This is a genomic window from Sorangium sp. So ce327 (assembly GCF_051530205.1).
GTDB lineage: Bacteria > Myxococcota_A > Polyangia > Polyangiales > Polyangiaceae > Sorangium > Sorangium cellulosum_B.
Genome location: NZ_CP150330.1, coordinates 2,310,268 through 2,330,613, shown reverse-complemented (window position 1 = coordinate 2,330,613; position 20,346 = coordinate 2,310,268). Strand labels below are relative to the sequence as shown.

At 68.8% G+C, this 20,346-nt stretch carries 17 protein-coding genes and 1 pseudogene; 11 read left to right on the top strand and 7 right to left on the bottom strand.

What is annotated here, in order from left to right:
- Positions 1-113 precede the first annotated feature (113 nt).
- Positions 114-1,244, bottom strand: coding sequence for a hypothetical protein (locus WME95_RS08780; protein WP_437907967.1), 1,131 nt, complete (start codon positions 1,242-1,244; stop codon positions 114-116).
- Positions 1,245-1,604: 360 nt separating this feature from the next.
- Here WME95_RS08780 and WME95_RS08775 point away from each other — a divergent pair, with 360 nt between their 5' ends.
- The 6 genes from WME95_RS08775 to WME95_RS08750 all read left to right on the top strand — a co-directional run bounded on the left by WME95_RS08775 (position 1,605) and on the right by WME95_RS08750 (position 7,585).
- The gene (locus tag WME95_RS08775) at positions 1,605-1,838 is read left to right on the top strand and encodes a hypothetical protein (protein ID WP_437907965.1); all 234 of its coding nucleotides are present in this window, start codon (positions 1,605-1,607) and stop codon (positions 1,836-1,838) included.
- A 17-nt stretch (positions 1,839-1,855) separates the two neighbouring features.
- The gene (locus WME95_RS08770; protein ID WP_437550859.1) at positions 1,856-2,293 is read left to right on the top strand and encodes a cupin domain-containing protein; all 438 of its coding nucleotides are present in this window, start codon (positions 1,856-1,858) and stop codon (positions 2,291-2,293) included.
- A 255-nt stretch (positions 2,294-2,548) separates the two neighbouring features.
- Complete coding sequence (locus WME95_RS08765; RefSeq protein WP_437907964.1) at positions 2,549-3,688, top strand: glucose 1-dehydrogenase; 1,140 nt, start codon at positions 2,549-2,551, stop codon at positions 3,686-3,688.
- Positions 3,689-3,735: 47 nt separating this feature from the next.
- Positions 3,736-5,511: an IlvD/Edd family dehydratase gene (locus tag WME95_RS08760; protein ID WP_437907963.1), complete on the top strand. Its 1,776-nt coding sequence runs from the start codon at positions 3,736-3,738 to the stop codon at positions 5,509-5,511.
- A gap of 26 nt (positions 5,512-5,537) precedes the next feature.
- Positions 5,538-6,533, top strand: a complete 996-nt coding sequence (locus tag WME95_RS08755; RefSeq protein WP_437907962.1) for a C-terminal binding protein — start codon at positions 5,538-5,540, stop codon at positions 6,531-6,533.
- A gap of 191 nt (positions 6,534-6,724) precedes the next feature.
- The gene (locus WME95_RS08750; RefSeq protein WP_437907961.1) at positions 6,725-7,585 is read left to right on the top strand and encodes a hypothetical protein; all 861 of its coding nucleotides are present in this window, start codon (positions 6,725-6,727) and stop codon (positions 7,583-7,585) included.
- Between the two features lie 37 nt (positions 7,586-7,622).
- On the opposite strand, the gene WME95_RS08745 is transcribed toward WME95_RS08750, so the two are convergent.
- The 5 genes from WME95_RS08745 to WME95_RS08725 form a co-directional block, all read right to left on the bottom strand.
- Entirely contained in the window at positions 7,623-9,677 is a 2,055-nt protein-coding gene (locus WME95_RS08745) for an amylo-alpha-1,6-glucosidase (RefSeq protein ID WP_437907960.1), read from the bottom strand.
- 23 nt (positions 9,678-9,700) lie between these two features.
- On the bottom strand, positions 9,701-10,042 hold the full coding sequence (locus tag WME95_RS08740) for an SCP2 sterol-binding domain-containing protein (RefSeq protein ID WP_437550848.1): 342 nt from the start codon (positions 10,040-10,042) through the stop codon (positions 9,701-9,703).
- A gap of 97 nt (positions 10,043-10,139) precedes the next feature.
- Entirely contained in the window at positions 10,140-10,733 is a 594-nt protein-coding gene (locus WME95_RS08735) for an HdeD family acid-resistance protein (protein WP_437550846.1), read from the bottom strand.
- Between the two features lie 180 nt (positions 10,734-10,913).
- Positions 10,914-11,651 carry a hypothetical protein gene (locus tag WME95_RS08730; protein WP_437550844.1) on the bottom strand — a complete coding sequence of 246 codons (738 nt, stop codon included), beginning with the start codon at positions 11,649-11,651 and terminating at the stop codon, positions 10,914-10,916.
- 300 nt (positions 11,652-11,951) lie between these two features.
- Positions 11,952-13,457 carry a trypsin-like peptidase domain-containing protein gene (locus tag WME95_RS08725; RefSeq protein ID WP_437907959.1) on the bottom strand — a complete coding sequence of 502 codons (1,506 nt, stop codon included), beginning with the start codon at positions 13,455-13,457 and terminating at the stop codon, positions 11,952-11,954.
- Between the two features lie 368 nt (positions 13,458-13,825).
- Between WME95_RS08725 and WME95_RS08720 the strand changes: the two genes are divergently transcribed.
- The 4 genes from WME95_RS08720 (at position 13,826) to WME95_RS08705 (ending at position 17,333) form a co-directional block, all read left to right on the top strand.
- Positions 13,826-14,407, top strand: coding sequence for an NADPH-dependent FMN reductase (locus tag WME95_RS08720; protein ID WP_437907958.1), 582 nt, complete (start codon positions 13,826-13,828; stop codon positions 14,405-14,407).
- 250 nt (positions 14,408-14,657) lie between these two features.
- On the top strand, positions 14,658-15,242 hold the full coding sequence (locus WME95_RS08715) for a hypothetical protein (protein WP_437907957.1): 585 nt from the start codon (positions 14,658-14,660) through the stop codon (positions 15,240-15,242).
- Positions 15,243-15,896: 654 nt separating this feature from the next.
- Positions 15,897-16,115 (top strand): hypothetical protein, encoded by a 219-nt coding sequence (locus WME95_RS08710; protein WP_437907956.1) that lies wholly within the window; start codon positions 15,897-15,899, stop codon positions 16,113-16,115.
- 135 nt (positions 16,116-16,250) lie between these two features.
- Positions 16,251-17,333 carry a poly(ethylene terephthalate) hydrolase family protein gene (locus WME95_RS08705; protein ID WP_437907955.1) on the top strand — a complete coding sequence of 361 codons (1,083 nt, stop codon included), beginning with the start codon at positions 16,251-16,253 and terminating at the stop codon, positions 17,331-17,333.
- A gap of 158 nt (positions 17,334-17,491) precedes the next feature.
- Here the strand turns inward: WME95_RS08705 and WME95_RS08700 are convergent.
- A pseudogene (locus WME95_RS08700) lies at positions 17,492-18,467 on the bottom strand (transposase).
- 366 nt (positions 18,468-18,833) lie between these two features.
- Here WME95_RS08700 and WME95_RS08695 point away from each other — a divergent pair.
- Positions 18,834-20,036, top strand: a complete 1,203-nt coding sequence (locus WME95_RS08695; protein WP_437907954.1) for an IS110 family transposase — start codon at positions 18,834-18,836, stop codon at positions 20,034-20,036.
- The last annotated feature ends 310 nt before the right edge of the window (positions 20,037-20,346 follow it).

Sequence of the window (20,346 nt, the reverse complement as noted above, 5' to 3'; positions counted from 1 at the left end):
ACGCCTCCTGCGCAGGTAGACGGCGCGGCGGTGCCCTTCGCTCACCAGGCGCGTCGAGCGAACGCCCGCGCCGTTGCGCAGCCCCGCGCGCGACGGCGCGCCACGCCCCGTCGTCAGGGGCACGTCGCCGAGTCGTCGTTGTTGCTCACATACGCTTCTGGAACGCCGGTCCGCTCACGGAGCTCCTCCGCTTCACAGGTGGGGAGCTTCGGGTTCGTCGTGATCTCGAGACCGTAGTGGATCCGCTCGAGCGAAGAGAGTCCATCGATGCTGGTGAGCTCCGGGTTGTTTGAAATGGTGAGGTTTTGCTCGATCGCCCGGAGCGCAGAGAGTCCATCGATGGAAGTGAGCACGGCGTTGCTCGCGATGGTGAGATCTTGGTAGACAGTCTCGAGCGCCGAGAGCCCCCCGAGGCTCTCGAGCTTCGCGTTGCCGACGACGAGCAGGTTGGCGAGCTGACTCACGCCGTCGAGGCCCTGCAAGTTCCTGAGAGCCGGGTTGGACTTGAGCGCCACTGCGCCCGTGCCGGTCAGGTTGCGCAGCCCGGCGAGGCTCGCCAGGACCGGGTTGTTCTCGATCTGGATGCCATGGCGCACCGTCGTCAGACTCTCGAGTCCGCCCAGGTCAGCGAGGCGGAGGTTCGAATGGATGTTCAATGAGCCATCCACGACCTTCAGGCCATGAAGCCCCGTCATGCTCGCGAGCGTATCGTTGTTCACGATCGTCAACCCCGCCGCGACGGACTCGAGCCGCTCGAGCCCCTCGAGCGTGGGCAGGTTACGCGTGTACCGGATGGTGATCGTGCCCGTGACGTGCCGCAGACAGCCAAGGCGGTGCAGCCGGTTCACCCCTTCGCTGAGCGTCAGGTCTCCCTGGACCTCCGAGATGAGCGGCAAATCGTCGATATCGACCTGGTGCTTCACGTCGAGCGAGCTCGAGATGGGCCGCGCCGTGGCGCAGTCCAGCTCCGCGGGTGCCCCCGCGCTCCCGCCGGTTCCCTCCGGAACCCCGCCGCTCGTGCTGCTCGCGCCCATGCTGCCCGAGCTCGCGGACGCGCCGCCATCGCTCGACCCAGCCGATCCGAAGAGGCCACCCGTGCCGGAGCCGTTGCCCGTGGCTCCGCCCGCGCCACTTCCTCCAACACCTCCTCCTGACGCCGTGTCCCCGGCCTCCCCGGAGCCGTCGACCTCGGAGGAGCTTCCCCCTTCCCTGTCGCCCGCGGCGCCCGGATCGTCAAGGAGCACCCTACCGCAAGCCAATGGGCCTCCTGCTGCGACGAGCCCTGCCGCCGCAATCGGCGCCCAGCACCAAACCCGCCTGCTTCGCACCGGCATGACCGAACCTCCGCCACCCAGTATATGCTCAGGCGATGCCCTGGGGTGAGGGGTGGCGCCCGGCGAAGCCGCGCGGATCGAGCCCACACCGTCACGCGCGCCGAAGGTTGCGCCACCATTGATGTAAATGTGCCATGAGCCCGAAGCGCCGGAGCACCGGACCCCCGCGGTGCATTCATGGCTCGGGCGCGCGACGAGCCCGTCATGAATCGACGGCATCGTTCTCCGGTGCCTGGCGGCGCAGGTGAAGCTCTTTCACATGCGCGGCGCGTGCTCACGCGCCGATCGTTCCCCGACACGCGGCTCCTCGGCGACGGCACGCCGCGTGCTCGCGACGAGGTGATGCGCTGGGCAGCGTTCCTCAACGCCGGTAGGCACAGGGCCTTCAAGCCGATCTTCACGCCGCGTCGGTTCCTCGCTGCCCTCAAGCTTCTCCGCTTCAGCGAACGCATGCGCGCCGACCCGGCCGCGCAGAAGGCGCTCGCGCTCGACGCGTCTCCCTGACCGACCACGAGGATCCCATGCTCCAGAATCTCCGTTGCGCCTCTCGCACTTCGCGGTTCGTGAAGAGCGCCGCCACCTTGGCGATCGTCGCGGTGAGCCTGCTCGCCCGCCCCGCTGTCGCCGCGCCCGAGCCGGTCGTCACGACGCTCCTGACGAAGGAGCTCGCGAACATCCCCGGAAAGGAGGTGATGATGCTCCTCGTCGACTACCCCCCCGGCGGCGCCGATCCGGTGCACCGTCACGACGCCCACGGCTTCATCTATGTCCTCGAGGGCTCGATCGTGATGGGCGTGAAAGGCGGCAAGGAGGTGACGCTCACCCCTGGCCAGACCTTCTACGAGGGGCCCAACGACATCCACACCGTCGGCCGGAACGCGAGCACCAAGAAGCCCGCGAAGTTCCTGGTCGTGCTCGTGAAGAACCGGGGCGTGGCCCCGTTGCTGCCCGTCCACTGATGCATCTCGTGGAGAGCCGGCAGCAAGCGGCCAGTCGAGTCAGGTCCAATCCGGTCAAACGCGATCCCACGGGATAGCTCACCGCCCCCGCGCCCGCCGGGACGCGGCCGCCCCCTTCAGAGCCGTGGGTCACCGGCGAGTGCTCGCCACGGGCTTGCCGCATCCGGACGAACGACCCATGGGACCCGGCGCCGGCGTGCCCTGCCTGGCACGCACGACGACGAGCGAGCAGGTGCTCGCAGGAAGAGGGGACGCGTGAAGTCGGTCGCTGCCTTGATGGCCGAGAGGGTGGTGTGTCTCGTCGAGGAGGAAGACCGACCGGAGGCTCGGCGGCTGGCGAACGGGCACGCGCTGCTCCGCACCCTCGCGGTCGGGCTGTGCGGGACCGACCGAGAGATTGCCTCGTTCACGTACGGGTCCGCCCCGGCAGGGACGGACCGGCTCGTGCTGGGACACGAGGCGCTCGCCGAGGTCATGCAGACGGGTGAGGGCATGGTTCGCCTTCGTCCCGGAGATCTCGTGGTGCCGACCGTGCGTCGGCCCTGTGCCAGAATCGAGTGCCCGGCCTGCCGCGTCGGGCACCAGGACTTCTGCGCGACGGGCGAGTTCATCGAGCGCGGTATCTCCGGGGCGGGCGGCTTCATGACCGAGCTCTTCGTCGAGGAGGAGCGCTACCTCGTCCCCGTCCCTCCGGGGGTCGGCGAGCTCGGCGTCCTCGTCGAGCCGCTGAGCGTCGTGGCCAAAGCGTTCGCCCAGCTCGACGCCGCCCTGACGCGCCTGCCCTGGGAGAACGACGCACCGCGGGGCCTGGTCCTCGGCGCCGGACCGATCGGCGTGCTCACGGCGATGGGGCTGGTCGCGAACGGTTATCGGGCGGTCGTGTATTCGAGGGAGCCGACGGACGGCGCTCAGGCGCTCTTCGTGCGCAGCATCGGCGCCGACTACGTATCGAGCGAGTCCACCGACGTCGCGGGGCTGGTGAGGCGCCACGGGCGGTTCGACGTGATCATCGAAGCGGTCGGCGTGCCGGCGTTCGCGTTCAAGACCCTCCCCGCGCTGGCGGCGAACGGCGCGTTCATCCTCACCGGCATCCCTGCGCCGGGGCCCGCGATCGACTTCGACGCATCCGGTCTGATGCGCGATCTCGTCCTCCAGAACCAGCTGATGTTCGGGACCGTGAACGCCGGCCGCAAGTCCTACGAGGCAGCCGTCCGGATGCTCGAGCAGTTCCTGATCCTGTTTCCCGACGCCGCGCGCCGGGTGATCGCGCGGCGGATCCCGCTCGACGAGGCGCCGGCCTTGCTGCGCGCAGGGGGTGGTGGAGCGAAGACCGTGATCCACATCGCAGAGGCCGCAATGGCGACGCGCGATGAAGGGCTTCGCGCTGCTGGGTAGGCCGTGGCGCCCCCTCGTCCAGGAACCGGGAACCGGGAAGGAGAGCGATGAACCAGAAGCGAAAGCTGAGGAGCCAGGCGTGGTGGGACGACGCGACCAATCCGGAGATGACGGCGCTGTACCTCGAGCGCTACCTGAACTTCGGGCTGACCCGTGAAGAGCTCCAGTCCGGCCGCCCCGTCATCGGGATCGCCCAGACGGGGAGCGACCTCGTGCCATGCAATCGCCATCATCTGAGCCTCGCCGTCCGGGTCAAGGAGGGCGTGCGTGACGCCGGCGGGATCCCGCTGGAATTCCCTGCGCACCCCCTCCAGGAGACAGGCAAGAGGCCCACCGCAGCCCTCGACCGGAACCTCGCGTACCTCGGGTTGGTCGAGGTGCTCCACGGATACCCGCTCGACGGCGTCGTCCTCACGACGGGCTGCGACAAGACAACGCCGTCCTGCCTGATGGCGGCGGCGACTGTCGACCTGCCCGCGATCGTGCTCTCGGGCGGGCCGATGTTGAACGGATATTACCGCGGAAGGCTCGCCGGCTCGGGGCTCGTGATCTGGGAGGCGCGCCGGCTCCTCGCGGCCGGCAGCATCGATTACGCGGAGTTCATGGACATGGTCGCCGCGGCGGCGCCCAGCGTCGGACACTGCAACACGATGGGAACGGCCCTGTCGATGAACGTCCTCGCCGAGGCCGTCGGGATGTCGCTGCCCGGATGCGCGGCGATCCCGGCGCCCTACCGGGAGCGGGCGCAGATGGCCTACGCGACCGGGCGCCGGATCGTGGAGATGGTGCACGAGGACCTGACGCCGAGCGCGATCATGACCAAGGCCGCGTTCGAGAACGCGATCGCCGTCGCTTCGGCGATCGGCGCGTCGACCAACTGCCCCATCCACATGAACGCCATCGCGCGCCACGTCGGGGTCGACTTGACGAACGACGATTGGCAGAGGGTCGGGCAAGACGTCCACTTGCTCGTCGACTGCCAGCCCGCCGGGCGCTTCCTGGGAGAGGACTTCTATCGCGCGGGGGGAGCGCCCGCCGTCATGAACGAGCTGCTCCGCGCAGGCCGCCTCCACGGGGATGCGCTCACGGTGTCGGGACGAACCCTGGGTGAGAACGTGGCGAGCGCCGCCGTCGCCGACCGCGACGTGATCCGGTCGTACGAAGATCCTCTGCTCCGCGCCGCCGGCCTGCTCGTCATGAGCGGGAACCTCTTCGACTCGGCCGTCATGAAGAGCAGCGTCATCGGAGAGATCTTCCGCGACCGCTACCTGTCGGACCCCGCGAATCCCGATGTCTTCGTGGCGCGGGCCATCGTCTTCGAGGGGCCGGAGGACTACCACGCTCGCATCAACGATCCGTCGCTCGGGATCGACGAGCGCTGCATCCTCGTCATGCGCAACGCGGGGCCCATCGCCTATCCGGGCTCCGCGGAGGTCGTGAACATGGATCCGCCCGACGCGCTGGTTCGAGAGGGGATATCCCTGCCGACGCTCGGCGATGGCCGCCAGAGCGGCACCTCGGACAGCCCCTCGATCCTGAACGCGTCGCCCGAGTCCGCGGTGGGCGGCGGCCTCGCGCTGATCCGGACGGGGGATCGCATCCAGGTCGATCTGCGCCGGCGTCGCGTGGACGTGTTGCTCTCCGACGACGAGATCGAGCAGCGCCGCAGGTCCCTGAAGCTGCCGGAGCTCGAGAACCAGACGCCATGGCAGGAGATCTACCGGAACGCGGTCGGTCCCCTGTCCACGGGCGCGTGCTTCGAGCCGGCCGTTCGGTACCAGCACCTCGTTCAGCTTCGCGGGCTGCCTCGCCACTCACACTGAACGGCACGGGAACGGAGGTAGGGACCATGAGCATGGAACGGACGGGGAAGGTCGTCGTGCTGGACTACGATTTCGGCGACGTCGACATCGAGCGCTCTCTCGTGGAGCCGGCCGGCTTCGAGCTGGTCGCCGCGCAGTGCAAGACCGAAGAGGACGTCGTGGCCGTCGCGCGCGACGCCGTCGGCGTGCTCACGCAGTACGCCGAGGTCAAGGGGCGAGCCATCTCGGGGCTCCGGCGCTGCCAGGTGATCGCTCGGTACGGCACCGGGGTCGACACCGTCGACGTCGCGGCGGCGACCGGCCGTGGCATCCGCGTCACCAACGCGCCGAACGACTGGTGCGCCGACGAGGTCGCCGACCACGCCGTGGCGCTCTTGCTCACGCTCGCCCGCAAGCTGCCCGCATACGATCGCGCCACGCGCGGCGGATCCTGGTCCTGGCAGGATGGCCGGCCGATCCACCGGATGCGGGGCGCGACCCTGGGGCTCCTGTCGTTCGGCGCGATCGCCCGAAACGTCGCCGCGAGGATGGCGAGCTTCGGTGTGCGCGTCACGGCGCACGACCCCTTTCTCGACGCGGACGAGATCCGCGCCGCCGGCGCTGCCCCCGTGTCCTTCGACGAGCTCCTGGAGCGCTCCGACTACCTCGTCATCCAGGCGCCGCTGACCCAGGGGACCCATGGTCTCTTCGGGGAACGCGAGCTCCGGCGCATGAAGCCGACAGCGATCCTCGTCAACACCGCCCGTGGCCCGATCATCGACGACGGCGCTCTGTACCGGGCGCTCGAGGAGGGATGGATCGCGGGGGCCGGGCTCGACGACCTCGCCGAGGAGCCGGCGAAGCGCCGGGACTGGAGGCCGACGAGCCCGCTCTTCTCGCTCGAGAACGTCGTCATCTCGCCTCACGCGGCCTACTATTCGGAAGAGTCGATCGAGTTCGTCCGACGATTCGCGGCGAGCGAGGTCGTTCGGGTCCTGTCCGGACAGGAGCCGATGTCGCCCGTGAACCTCATGGCCGCTTGATCGCAACGTCCTGGTCTTCGTCGGATGCTCTGAGCGGGACATGCGAGCGGATCGCCGATGTGCCCGCGATGCAAGACTGGCGTGGGGCGCGCCTCATGAGGGCGACGAGCGAGGCCCGAGCGTTCGGCGCATCACGAGAGGCCGCGTTTCCGCTGCTGCAAGGCAACTCGCAAGGGTGTACGGTGGAACCCATGAGCCTACACTGGGGAAACCTCGCCCTCGCCGCCATCCTCGCCTCTTGTTCCGCGACGCCTCCGGCACCCGCACCGCCGCCCCCGAGCGCTGCCGCGACCGAGGTCCCACCGCCGGCACCCACCGCCTCGGCGTCCGCTTCTGCGGCTGCGGCTGCGAAGCCGCCGCCCGACACCCGCGTTCGCGATGCGTGCGCGAAGCTTTGCGAACGTGTAAATACCTCCTGCGCGGAAGGGCGCGGAGAGGCATGCCTCGCGCAGTGTGCGAGCTACGAGGTCAAGTCGGCGGGTTGCGAGGCGGTGACCGCGGCAGCTTTCACCTGCCAGCTGAATGCCCCGGAAGGCTTCTGCCACAGCGTCGTCGCGCCGAGGTGCGCCGACGCGTTCGCCGGCATGATGCGCTGCCACCGCGGCGAAGCTCCGGTGCAGGAGAGCGCCCCGAAGGCGCAGGAGCTCCCGGCCGGCTGGGAGCGCGTCTCCGACACGACGTGGGGATTGGCATTTCCCCTGCCCAAGGGAGCGGCGCTCGATAGCGCGGCGAAGTCTCGCACGTGGCGAGCAACCGCTGAGGGTGCGTCGTACGAGGTGATCGAGTTGCCGATGCCAGCCGGGAAGCTCGACGACAGGGCCTTCATCAAGCTCGTGATCGCCCACGTCGGCGCTGCCTGCCAGCGACAGATGAAGTTGGGGGGCCGCGTTGACGACGCAACGCACACGTTCATTCGATTCGAAACCGGGTGCACTGGCAAAGAGCGGCTGTACGGCAAGATCTACGTCGACCAGAAGCACGCGATCTCGATGCTGGTGCGGGGCGAGCAGAACAGCGAACGGCGCGAGGTGTTCCTCGAAAGCGTGCAATGAGTCATCGCCCGATCGCCCCCGCCGTCGCCATGGCGATTCACGCCGCCCGGAGCCCCGACTCCGGGCGCGCTCGACCGAAGGCGTCGCACCTGCCCCAGCGCCCGGGGATGTCGAGCAGCCGGACCTCCCCGAGCTCGGCAGGGACCGCCGGGTCGACGAACAGGCGATTGCCCATCGGCTCCAGCCCGAGCACCACGCGCAGAAAGAGCAAGGGAGCCGCGGTGGCCCAGGCCTGGGGGCTGCACGCGGTCGGATACTCGACAGGGAAGCTGGTGAGCTCTCGTGGATACCCGGCGAACGCCTCCGGCAAGCGGTAGTGGAAGAAGGGCGCCGCGGCCAGGTTGCCCGTCGCGACGCGCCCGGCCTCCACGCTGAAGCCGTAACGCCGGAGCCCGAGCGCGATCAGCGAGTTCTCGTGCGGCCAGACCGTGCCCACGTGATACCCGATGGGGTTGTACCCGCCCTCGTCGTCGGCCATGGTGCGCACCCCCCAGCCGCTGAACAGATGCGGTCCGAGGAGGTGCTCCACCACGCGTTCCGCCTTGGATGTCTCGACGATACCGCTCCAGAGCAGATGGCCGATGTTCGAGGTCAACGAGTCGACCCGGCGCTTCTGGCCATCCAGCGCGAGCGCGAAGAACCCGCGATCCTCGAGCCAGAAGTCCTGATTGAACCGACGCTTCAGCTCGGCCGCGTCTCGCTCCAGGCGCGCCGCCAGCTCGGGGTCCCGCCAGAACTCGCGCGCGAGCCGGGCGCCGCGCACCTTCGCGTCGTAGACGTAGCCCTGGATCTCGCAGCACGCGAGGGGCCGCCGCGCGAGCGATCCGTCATGAAAGACGATGGAGTCCCACGAGTCTTTCCAGCACTGGTTCTCCAGGCCGGTCTCTGGGTTGCGCGTGTCGTACTCGACATACCCGTCCCCGTCGCGGTCGCCCCACTCATCGATCCATCGAAGCGCGGCGCGCGCTGTGTGCTCCATCGACAGCACGAGCTCCGCGTCGCCGGTCCAGCGCTCGTACTCGTCCAGCAGGATCAGGAAGAGCGGCGTCGCGTCGGCAGAGCCGAAGTAGGGGGAGTGCGGCCGCTCCTCGAAGGCGGTCAGCTCGCCCCAGCGCACCTCGTGGAGGATCTTTCCCGGCTCCTCGTCGCGGAAGTCGTCCCGGCGGCTGCCCTGGCGGCGCGCGAGATAGCGGAGCGTGGAGCGCGAGAGCTCGGGGACGAACGGCAAGGCTTGCAGGCTCGTGATGATGCTGTCGCGGCCGAAGGCGGCCATGAACCACGGTAGACCGGCGGCCGGAATGGCGGCGTCCGGCATCAGCTTGGAGAAGAAGCGCAGCGCAGCCAGGTCGACGAGGCTCCGCTCGTACGTCCGCGCGAGCGTCTCGTTCGAGGTGAGGAGCCGCGGCGCGTGGTCGATCCAGCTCTCGAGGCTGATGCCGATGTTCGGGCGCGCGTGGCTCTCGCCGTGGGCGTACTTCACCCGGGTGTGCCGCTCCTCGAGGCCGTCGATCGCCGCCACGACGTCGAGGCACGTGCTCCAGCGGCCGTGCGGCGCGATGCTCGCCCGGAACGTCAAGCCGCTCGGATCGATCTGCGCGGGCTGCGAGGCGGAGATCCACGTCTCGCGCACGAAGCGCTCGCGTCGATAGCCGAGGACGAGCCGATTGTCCTCGATGCGGTGATAGCGCTCCCCTTTCTTCGGGAGCATGTCCTTGACCTCGAACAGGTCGGCGAAATCGGCGCCGGCCTGGATGCGGACCTCGAGCTCGACGGGGAGCTTGCCGTGGTTCATGAGCAGGAGATCCTCGTGGAAGCCGTCGCCCGCGAACCGGCTCCGGACGATCGAGAGCGTAGATTCGACGTACATCGCGGCGGGCCTCGGGACGAGGAAGAACTGGGCCTGGAAGTACTGCACGTCGTCGGTGGACAGCGCGGCCGGGACGACGCCGTCGATCGTCAGGATCCACTCGGAGAGAAAGCGCGTATCGAGGTGAAAGAGGCCGAGCGGCCGGCTGACGGAGTGCTCGATGTTGCCGCGCAGATCGCTGACGACGAACGTGCCGCCGTCCAGAATGCTCACTTGCCGTTCCATGGGCCCCCTCCGAGTACGGTGGCTCAGCGCGTCGCTTCCGGAGCCTGTTGATCTCCCGGGGAGAAGACGCTCTGAAACATCTGGGCGACGCCCAGGTCTCCTCGCACGCCGACGCGGCCCTGCATGATCGCCGTGATCAGGTTCTGTTCACCGCGAAAGATCCGCATGAAATCGTCGAGCGAGCACGAGAGCTGGCAGTCCTCGCTCGCGCCTTCGGGCGCGATTCCGAAGGACCCGTCGGCGATCTCCACGACGACGCGCTCGTCGTCGCTGAGCTGCACGGCGCACACCTTCCGTGTTCCTCGCAGTCGGGCGTCGTAGCGTCCTGCCGCGAGATCCTGGATGAGCTTTCTTGCTTGCGACATGAAGTGTGTCCGGTTTGCCAACCTGGCCTTCGCGCTCGCCGCGCTCTCGACCCCGAGCAAGGCGTGTGCCCTTCTGCACGGCGCGGAGATCGCCTCTTCACGGTCGCGTGTGGAGCACGCGAGCGCCGCCCAGCGCGATCAGGACCATCGACATACCGCCGGTCAGGAGGCTGATTCCGACGAGCAAGCCGAGCACCCTCACGGCCGTTGTGACGCCGCCCGTGAGGATCAGCATCCCGAGCCCAAACGCCAGGATGCCGTCGAACACGAGCCATCCCGAGCCCCGCAGCCCGCGGTGCTGATAGGCGCGGATGAGCTTGAGCGCGCCCTCGGAGACGAAGTACGCCGCGGCGATCACCATCAGCGCGACCTTGCCGGTCATCGGGGCGACCACAAGGAGGAGCCCGAACGCCACCTGCACAAGGGCGCTCACGAGCTCCCAGCCGGAGCCGGCCCAGCCGCGGCTCTGGATGGCGTGACAGCCCTCGGCCACGCCGGCGAGCACGATCAACCAGCCGAGGGCGATGGCGGTGACCCGGGAGGCGACGAAGGGCATGACGAACGCGAGCACCCCGAGCACCATCGAGGCCACGCCGAGCGCGAGGAACCAACCGCGGTTCTCCCGCACGGTGTGAAAGTCGACCTGCGCAAAGCGAAGCGACCTCGGGGACTCTCCGAGCGGAGCAACCATGGGAGACCTCTCTACTTCGTGGAGCACGCGTGTCCCGTCGATCACCCGCCGCGCGAGGGCGAGGTGGCCGGGACCGCGTCGGCTTCGAGCATCGTCCGTGCCAGTACGCCGGCGGGAACATTGTGCCTGGCGCTCGCCGGAGGCGTCACGGCCGAGGACGGCCCAAAGCACACCGCCTGATCAGCGGGCGGCGGCCTTCGCGGCCCTGGTGCTCGGACTGGCCGCCTGCCGGACCGCGCGCCGCTGGAGCTTCGAGCCCTGCTTTGCGCGATTGGCGCTCTTGCGCGTCGACTTGCGCGACGGGCGGTCCTTCGCCGAGTCTTCGAGCGTCGCCGTGGCCTTCCGTGTCCTCCGCATCGTGTTGCGCCGCGCCGTCGAGCCGCCGCCCGCCTTCCGGTCGGTCGCGCTCCGCCCCGGAGCGGCCGTGTCGACGGGAACGTCACGCCGCGACTTCTCGGGCCGCTCCAGCGCGCGCTCGAGGTTCTCCTTGCCGCGCCCCACGCGCCGCCCGATGAAGCTGCCCTCGGGCGATGGATGACCGGGCCGCGCCGGAGCCGCCGCGCTGCGCTTCGCCGCTCGCGCCGTGGGCTTCGGGCTGCGCGCCGCCGCGCGTGATGCGGCGCGCGGCGCGCGCTCGAGGGCGCTCTGCACGGCCCGCACGATCCCCGGGACGGCTCTGTCGATCGTCTCGCGCGGCTCGTGACCTCGCATCTGGTAGACGACGCTCGGGTGCCCGCTCAGGACGACCTTCACGTCACACGCGACGTCGACGCCGCCGCGCGGCCCGTTCACGTCCGTGAAGCGCACCGTGAGCCGCTCGATGTCGGGCGCGAACCGCCCGAGCTTCGCCCCGAGGGTCTGGCGCACGTGCGCCCTCGTCGCCTCGTCGACGCCGACGCCGAAGGTCCGCACCGCCAACGGCGTCCGCTCCGTCGGTGTGCGCCCGGCGCGCGCCCGGACCGGTCGTGGCACGGTGGAAGGGAACTGCGGACGTCGCCCGGTGGATGGTCGCCCCATGCGCGCAACATCGAGACCGGCCCCCCGTCGTCAAGCGCCGCGGCCACCGGCGAGGACGTGTTCCTCTTCCCTCCTCCGCACCTCGGCCGGCTGCCCATCCTCGCCGCCCGGTCACCCGCGCGTCCGCCGCTGGCGCCGGAGTCCCTCGGCCAGGAGCTCGCGCTCGCAGAGCTCGAACGCCGCGACCCTTGGCCGAGGCGGTCAGTTGGCGGGCGGGATGAAGAGGCCCGGGCAGGGCTCGTCGCCGAAGACCCTGGAGCCGAGCCGGTACATCGTGATCTTCGGGTTCGGCGCCCAGTTCCAGCTGCCCCCGGCGTGGGAGTAATCGTTCGACTGGTTGAACGGCTGCCAGCTCGACGCGTGGAACGCGATGTTGAACCGGTCGGTGGAGGACGAGGCATTGACCGAGAGGAACGGCAAGCGCACGTCGAGGTAATGCGTCGCGCCCGCGCAGCCGCCCCCGGGCACCTCGTGGAAGCTCATCTCGAGCTCGCTCGAACAACCCCAGCACGTCGCCTCGAGCGAGCCGGGCGGCTCCTGGCTGAAGTAGTACCGCACGGTCGAGCCCGCGAGGTACACGCTCTCGCTCCCCGTGTTGCGCACCTGGATCCCGGGCGTCACCCAGCTCGGCTGCGGCGCGTGGGAGTCGTACAGCACCTCGAGCTGGCAGTCCGCCGGGCACGACGTGGTGCTCTCGCCGCTGCTGCAGATGCCGTCGCCGCAGGAGCAGTCGCTCGCGCACGACGCCGGGCTCTCCAGCGGGCCGCAGGCGCCGTCCCCGCACGAGCACAGGTCGGAGACCGTGCGCTCGCACATGGCCTGGATGGCCCGGAAGGCATAGGTCACGTCCTCGCCGCGGCACGCGTCGTCGGCGCAGGTGAACGGACGCACGCAGTCGCCGTCCTGCACGAAGTCGCGCTCGCCGCGCACCAGGATGCCCACGAGCTCCTTCGTGTTCAGGTCGAACACCCCGGACCCGGAGTTGCCCACGAACGTGTCCAGGTTGCCGACGAAGAAGTCGAGGCTCGGCGCGTTGCTCCGGATCGCGGCCCCGTCGGCCAGCTTGAGCGGCAACCCGCGGGGGAAGCCGTGCACGACGAGCGGCGTGCCGATGGCCAGGGGATCGCTCGACACGCGCACCGCGGCGGGCGTCCGCCCCACGACCGGCCGATCGAGCCGCACGACCGTGTAGTCCGCGCCCCGCCGGTCCTGGTAATAGCTGACGAAATCCACGCAGCTGTAGACGTCATCGCTCGTGATCTGGCCGAGCTGGCCGGACGGCGTCATCGCATAATCGAAGACGAAGCGGCTATTATTGCAGTTGTTGATGCAGTGCGCGGCCGTGAGCACCAGGTCGTCGTCGATCAGCGTCCCGCTGCAGTCGGCGAGCGCCGGCTGGGACGCGAAGCGCTCGTCGAGGCACACGCCGTCGCGCCCCGCCCACGTGGGCCCGGCGATCTGGATGTCGTTCGGGTCCGAGTCGTCGACGGCCGACGCGGGGACGAGCGCCACGGTGAAGTCGAGCGCCCGCGCGGCCCAGGCGGGATCCGCGTACGTGAAGGGATCCTCGCGGTCATCCTGGCCATAGATGACCTCGGAGCGGGCCTCGCCGGCGGCCTCCTCCCCGGCGGGCGCGGGCGCCGCGCACCCCGCGGCGGCCCCCACGGACAACAAGCCAGCAGCAATGATGAAGTGGTTCGCTCTCATGACAAGCTCCCAAGTGTTCGAGGCAGAGCGAGGATCACCGGGCGGTCCCGATGACGACGTGTCGATGCCTGGCCGGCGTCGAGCAAGGATCTGACGCCCGACAGGCGAGGACCCCCGAGTGGCACGCTCTTCCCGTTCTCAGCGAGGGGGATCTACTTCCTCGCGAGGCGCGCACCAATTCATATGCGCCATGGACCTCATGCACACGCTGCATCGAGCCGGCGCGGCCCGGGGCGCGAGCGCCCGCGGGGGCGCGCCCCTGACGACGGATTGACCATTGTCCAATGGATTGGCGCCGCCTCCAGCAGGCGGACATCCCGGGCTTACCCTCGTCGCATCGGGAGAACGTCCTCCTGGGGAGCGCCACAATGAAGGTAGCCATCTTGACCGGCAGCGTGAGGAGCGGGAGACAGTCGCACAAGATCGCCCATCACCTGGAGCGGGAGCTCCGGGAGCGGGGCGCCGAGGCCGATCGGATCGATCTGGCGGAGACGCCGTTGCCGATCCTGGATGACCGGTCGGGTCGCCCCCCGCAGCTCCAGGCGACGGTTCAGGGGCTGAGCGCGCGCCTCCGCGGGGCGGACGCGCTCGTGTTCGTGACGCCGGAATACCACGGGAGCTTCTCGGGCGTGCTGAAGAACGCCCTCGATTATTTCTGGGAGGAGTTCAACAAGAAGCCGATCGGCGTGGTCGCGGTCTCCGCGGGGAAGCTCGGGGGCATCAACGCCTCGACGCAGCTCCAGCACGTGATCCTGAGCCTCGGAGCATTCCCCCTGCCCCTCAAGCTGCTCGTCCCGGAGGTCCAGAGCGTCTTCGACGAGTCGCTCCAGCTCAGGAGCGAGCAGGTCGCGAAGGCGGCCGACAGGTTCCTCGACGAGTACCTGTGGTTCGCTCAGGCCATCGTCCAGGCGAAGCAGGCCGGCGAGATCTCCCGGCCCCTGGTCGCATGAGATCGTCCTCCTACATCGACCTCCACGTCCAGGCCGACGACAGGAGCGCGAACGCGCGTGCGGGCAAGCGGGCGAGCGACATGGGAAACTGACGGCCTGATGCGTCCAAGCCTGAGGCTCACGAACATCGCGTGGCTCGCCGTCGAGGCAGCCAGGGCTCCGGCTCTCGGGAGCAGGGCGTCTTGCGGTGTCGCGCGATGTTCGATATCGTCGGTCGTCGGCGGAAAGAGCGCCTCAACCACCATCGGATATGGCTCAATACCTTTCTCCACATCCCGGGCTCGAGGGCTCCGGGAGCGCCTTCGCGTCGGTCGCCGCAGCTCTCGGGGCGCACGGAGACATCGGGAAGAAGGTGCTCTCGACGCTGGGCGTGTCTGAGCTGGTCGCGGGCGAGTGGTACCCTCTTCAGATGCTCCTCGACCTGCTGAAGGGCGTGGCCCGGGCGACCGGGGACCATACGCTGCTCGCCATCGGGAAGGCGCTCGTGGATCACGCCGTGTGGCCGGTCATGCCGCCGACCCTGGTGGACGCCCTCCTGATGATCGACGTGGCATACCACATGAATCACAGGCTTGACGGAGAGGTGATGTTCGATCCGGCGACCGGCGTCATGCGGGAGGGGATCGGCCACTATCGCTGTCATCCGGAGAAGCACCAGATCATCATGGTCTGCGATACGCCTTATCCCTCGGAGCTCGATCGTGGGGTCCTGCTCGGCACGGCGCGGCGAGCGGCGTCGCGCGGGGTCAGGCCGCGCGTCGATGTCGTGCTCGACGAGTCCCGCCCGTCGCGGAAACGCGGCGCCGACTCCTGCACCTACCGCGTCACATGGTGAACCTGGGATGTTGATCATCGGCGGGCAGCGCACCTCGACCCTTCGCTGATCATCGAGGCCCGCACGAGCAGCGTGCGTCTCCTTCGTGGCTCCGCGCGCAGCGGGCAGCAGAGCCTCCGCCTCGTCGCGTCGCCTCGTTGGCCGGGCGCGGTCGACCTCGAGACCTCCGGCGGGCAGGAACTCCAAGCGCCTTTGCGGATGTCAAGAAATTTTAGCCTCTCCCGCCTCCGGGTCGGTCGAGTGGACATGATCTGCCCTGTGAATCTCGCCCGTGTAATAATCCAATAGAATTAACATGTCAGCTGACTTGCTGTGAGCGAAATCACCACCGTGAGCTACCGTCGAGATGTCCCCGCGCGCCAGCTGCGCCGCACGCCCTCCGAACGCGGCGCTCCGAACGAGCCCTGACCCGGCGCGGCGCCTCGAGGGAGGCCCGCCCGCCTCGTCCTCCCTCGGCATCGAGCACAGCCGCGGCCGGTCGATTGGAATTGACATCGGGAATGTGAACGTTCACTTTCCTCCTTGAGGGGCATCCTTTTGCTTCGACGATCGACGGCGTGCCGCCTGGGTCCGTGGGCGCCTGAAGACCCGTGTACACGTGCCCCGTCAGCACCGCGGGAGGATCGCAAGGTCAGATAAACATCGAATTGTTCCATGACACCGGCCGATGGCGTGCACGACCTTTGCCTGCGGTTCGCGGGGAACCGGTCCCATCGGCTGTTCAACCTGGACCATTTCGACTTCAAGCTGGGTATTCTGCCGTCGGCTCAGGCAGCCCTGCGCTCGCCCCGCGTCGTGATTGCATCTCGCAACCTCGCCCGGCCGGCGCCGGGCCGGGCGCTGCCGCATCCGGGCTGCGATAAAGATTTATAGCGTGGGTCGAGTCGAGGGCGACGCCTGGGGGGGACACCAGGCTACCAGCGACTCGAACCGCGCAGAGACGCGAATGGAGTCCATTTCTTCGATCGCTCGAGGGAATACGGTGTTGTTATGAAAAATAGATCGAGTTTGGCTTTCACCTTGGCCGCGCTGGGCATGATCGTCGGCGCTTGCGGCGGCTCGAATGACGACGGCGACGTTGGGGGGAGCGGCGGAGCCCCTGCGGGCGCTGGAGGGAGCGTGAGCGGCTCGGGCGGCGCGCAGGCGAGCACCACCGGAGGGCCTCTGCCTTCGGGCTCGAGTAGCTCGCAGAGCACGGCCGGAGGGTCTGACGCCTCCGGCTCGGCCACGAGCGGAGGAGCGCCTGCCGGCGGCGGCGGGGAGACGTCTGGCGGGAACGGAGGCTCGGGCGGCGACGGCGGCGGCGGCGGCCAGGTCAATCGGCCCGAAGTGGTGCTGGCGGGTGACAATGTGAACGCTAACGGACCGCTCGAGACGACGGTTCAGGACCTCTCGTTCAGCGGCGGTGGCCACATTCTCGTCAGGCCGACGACGCTCACCACCGAGCCCAACAAGAAGCACCCGGTGGCCATTTGGGGTCCGGGCGGAGGTACCCCTCCTCGCGACTACCTACAGCTGCTGACGCGCATGGCCTCGCACGGCTTCGTCCTCGTCGGTATTCGAGAGTCGACGGGCAACGCCGTGCTCATGTCGGCGGCGATCGATTGGCTGGAGGCTCAGGACGCCGATCAGAACAGCCCCATGTACGGCCGCTTGATCCTCGACCGCGTTGGTGTGTTCGGGCACTCGATGGGCGGGCTGTCGTCGGAAGCGGCTGCTCAAACCGATAAGCGCGTCTCCACCGCGTTGCTCAACAACAGCGGCTCCTTCGAGCACAACGCCCTCGTCAATCTCAAGATCCCTGTCGGCATCATCTACGGTGAAACGGGTCAAGAGGCGCCCAACGCCGAGGGTGACTTCAACAACGCCGGCAACAAGGGGCCAGTCTGGCTCGGCAAGATGAAGGGCGGTGGGCACGGCTCGGGGCCTTGGGACGGCGCCGGAGCGAACGTTGCTTGGATGCGTTGGCACCTCGGCGGGGAGAACTCCCGCAAGGACGCGTTCCTCAAAGACGGTGGCGACTACAACAACAAGGGCGTGTGGCAGACTCAGTCCAAGAATTGGAACGAGTGGAAGAACTGGAACGAGTGACAGGCGGTACACCGAGCAGACCTTCGTGCTCGGCAGCATCACGTTTCAGGACGGGCTCGTGACATGAGCCCGGCTGGCTGCGTCTGGCGCGCCCTGTTCTTCGAGGATGTCGCAACCTAGGACGACAAACATGTTGAAGATCGTCTAGTTTCGATAGGTTATGCCGCCTCCTGGATGAGCCGCTGGGCGGCCTCGAGATTCTGGATGGCGGCTGCGCGCCGGAGGTCGAACAGGTTTCTCCTGGCGCCGATGTAGCGCGCGCTGTGTCCTTTCCGCGCCGCGATATGGGCGAGCGTATGCTCCACAGCCGTGCGCTGCCGGAGCACGGCGCGTCCTGGCCCGGTCTGCTGCAGCTTCCGGAACTTGCGCTGCAGCGCCTCGTCCTCGGCGATGGACACGGTTCGGCCTCGTCCCGACGCGGCTTGAGACCTGCCGCTCCAGGATCTGAATCGCCGCCGCCTTCTGTTTCGGGTCGCTCCAGTCCAGGTCGAGCCCGGCCTTGATGCTGGGAGCCAGAAGCAGCGGGATGCCCGCCTTGCGGCAGATCTCCTCGGGCGGACGCTCCGTGATCTTCGACACGACCCGGACGATGCTGCGTGCAGCGTGGCCGAGCAGGTTGATCGTGTCCTCAACCCGCCCGGCCCCCGCTAAAGGGCGGCTATCGATGGCCACGCGCAGCGCCTTGGACACCGCACGCCTCTCGCCCTCCGTCATCGCGCCGGACCGAACAAGCGCCACGGTCCGCTCCAGCAGCATCCGGTCCATCTCGTGCGCGACCATCCGCTCTCGGAACGCCTGCAGCGCGCCCTGCGAGAACGGCGGCGTCACCGCGCCCAGGCAGCCGAGCACCATCTGCCAGCGCAGGTCCACGACACACAACTCCACCGCCTCGGCATCCGATGCGCCGACGTAGCCTTGGAGCAGCGTGACCATGCACATCAGCGCCGGTGGATGCGGCGCCTCGCCTGCCCCCGTCGTCCGGTACATGCCCTCCAGCTGCTCCTGGAACGTCTCATCGAACAGCTCGTGCCGGTGCAGCCTGAGAAAGCCGAACAGTGCTCTCACGCGCGTCAGCCGCTTCATCAGCGCCTGCTCTTGCCGCGACAGCTCCACCGGCGGCAACCATCGTTCCATCCGTGCACCTCCGGACGCGGACGAGATCATGGCCCGACGAAACCGTCGAGCCTTGCATCGAAGCGACCGGAATTATCGCAAAATCAACCTGATAGATGGGATGAGGCAGCCCAAGCGGCGCCTGGACCCACGATGCCGACCGCACCGACCCGAGCTTCTGCTCGACGCGTTCGCGCGGCGGGGCCTGCGAAGACGCCCCGCAGCACCGTGGAGGTCGGCCCATCGGCAGCAAAACGAGCTGGAGCGCGCAGGAAAGAGCCGCTCGGAGCAGCAAGCAACGTGGCCGACCTCTCGCCTGCAGGGTTGCCTGCGGGCACCCCCACGCGTTCGAAGACGCAGTCGACGGGGGCCCAGGAGAGGTCAGCCATGCGAAGTGTAGCGCTGGATCTGGGGGTCAACGAGATTTCGTTCTGCGAGGTGGCGGGCGGAGCCGTGGTGCTACGACGCACGGTCCGCTCGCTCGATTCGCTCCACGATATTCTCGGTCCGTCGTCCTCGCCGGCCCGGGTGGCGCTCGAGGCGTGCCGCGAGGCCTGGGTGGTTCACGACAAGCTCCGCGACTGGGGCCACGACGTCTTGGTCGTCGACACCACGCGAGCACGTCAGCTCGGCGTTGGCCAGCACGGCCGCAAGAATGACCGCCTCGATGCCGAGGCGCTGGCGCGCGCCGTCGAGCGCGGGGGCATTCCGCTCGCTCACGTGCTTTCGCCTCACCGGCGGGCCATTCGCCACCAGCTGGCCGTCCGACGCGCCCTGGTCGAGACGCGGGCCCAGTATGTCACCACCGTGCGCGGCCTGCTGCGCGCCTGCGGACACAAGCTTGGGACCTGCACCACCGAGGGCTTCCTCGCGCGGCTGAGCGAGGCCGCCTTGCCGGCCGAGACCCGTCAGCTGGTCGGGCCCTTGGTGACCGCGCTGGAGGTACTCACCCCCCAGATCGCGCTGGTCGATGCCGCGCTCGAGCAGCTGTGCGCCCACGAGCCAGTGATCGCGCGGCTGACCACGGCGCCCGGCGTGGGGCTGGTCGTCGCCGCGGCGTTCGTCTCGGTGGTGGACGAAGCCAAGCGCTTTCGCCATGCCCACCAGCTCGCATCCTACCTGGGTCTGGTTCCCTTGGAGGACACCTCCGGCGGGCGCGACAAGCGGCGGCTGGGCTCGATCACCAAGCAAGGCAACGCGTACCTGCGCACGCTGCTGACGCAGGCCGCGCACACGATCCTGCGGCATAAGAACAAGAGCGGCGACGAGCCGCTGCGTCGATGGGCAGATGCCATTGCCGAACGCCGAGGTCGACACATCGCGGTCGTGGCGCTGGCGCGGCGGCTTTCGGGGGTGCTGTGGGCCATGTGGCGCGACGGCACGCTCTACGACGCGCAGAGCGCAGCGGCTGCCTCGGCCAAGGGCCTGCGCCTGCAGGCGCAGTCGGTCGAGCAGCAGGCACAGGCCATGAAGCGAGCCACGGTCAAAGCGCGCCGCCGGCAGCTGTCGATCGACGAGGGACTCGACGCCGCCGCGGCAGCGGCTCCATCGAGGCCGACCTCAACCTCAAGGAGGGCCTCGATGAACTGACTTCCCCCACACGGGGGACATGCGCCACGAGCGCGCCACGCCAGGAGCGTGAACGAGGGCTACGTGGATGAGCGCGGGAGGACCGAGGGCGCTCCGCCTCTGGGTCGAACACGCCGTCTGATAGATTGCGCCTCCACGATCCCGTTTCGGACCCCAGCGTGCATCCAGGCCACCAAGGCGACTGCCGGCCTGAGAATGCGGATCGTCGATTGAGCCACAGCTCGCTCCTGCGGACGCGACGCGACGCTCCAGCCCAACCGCAACGACGCCCGCCAAGGCGAAGGGAGACGTCCATGCCGAAACGACCTGC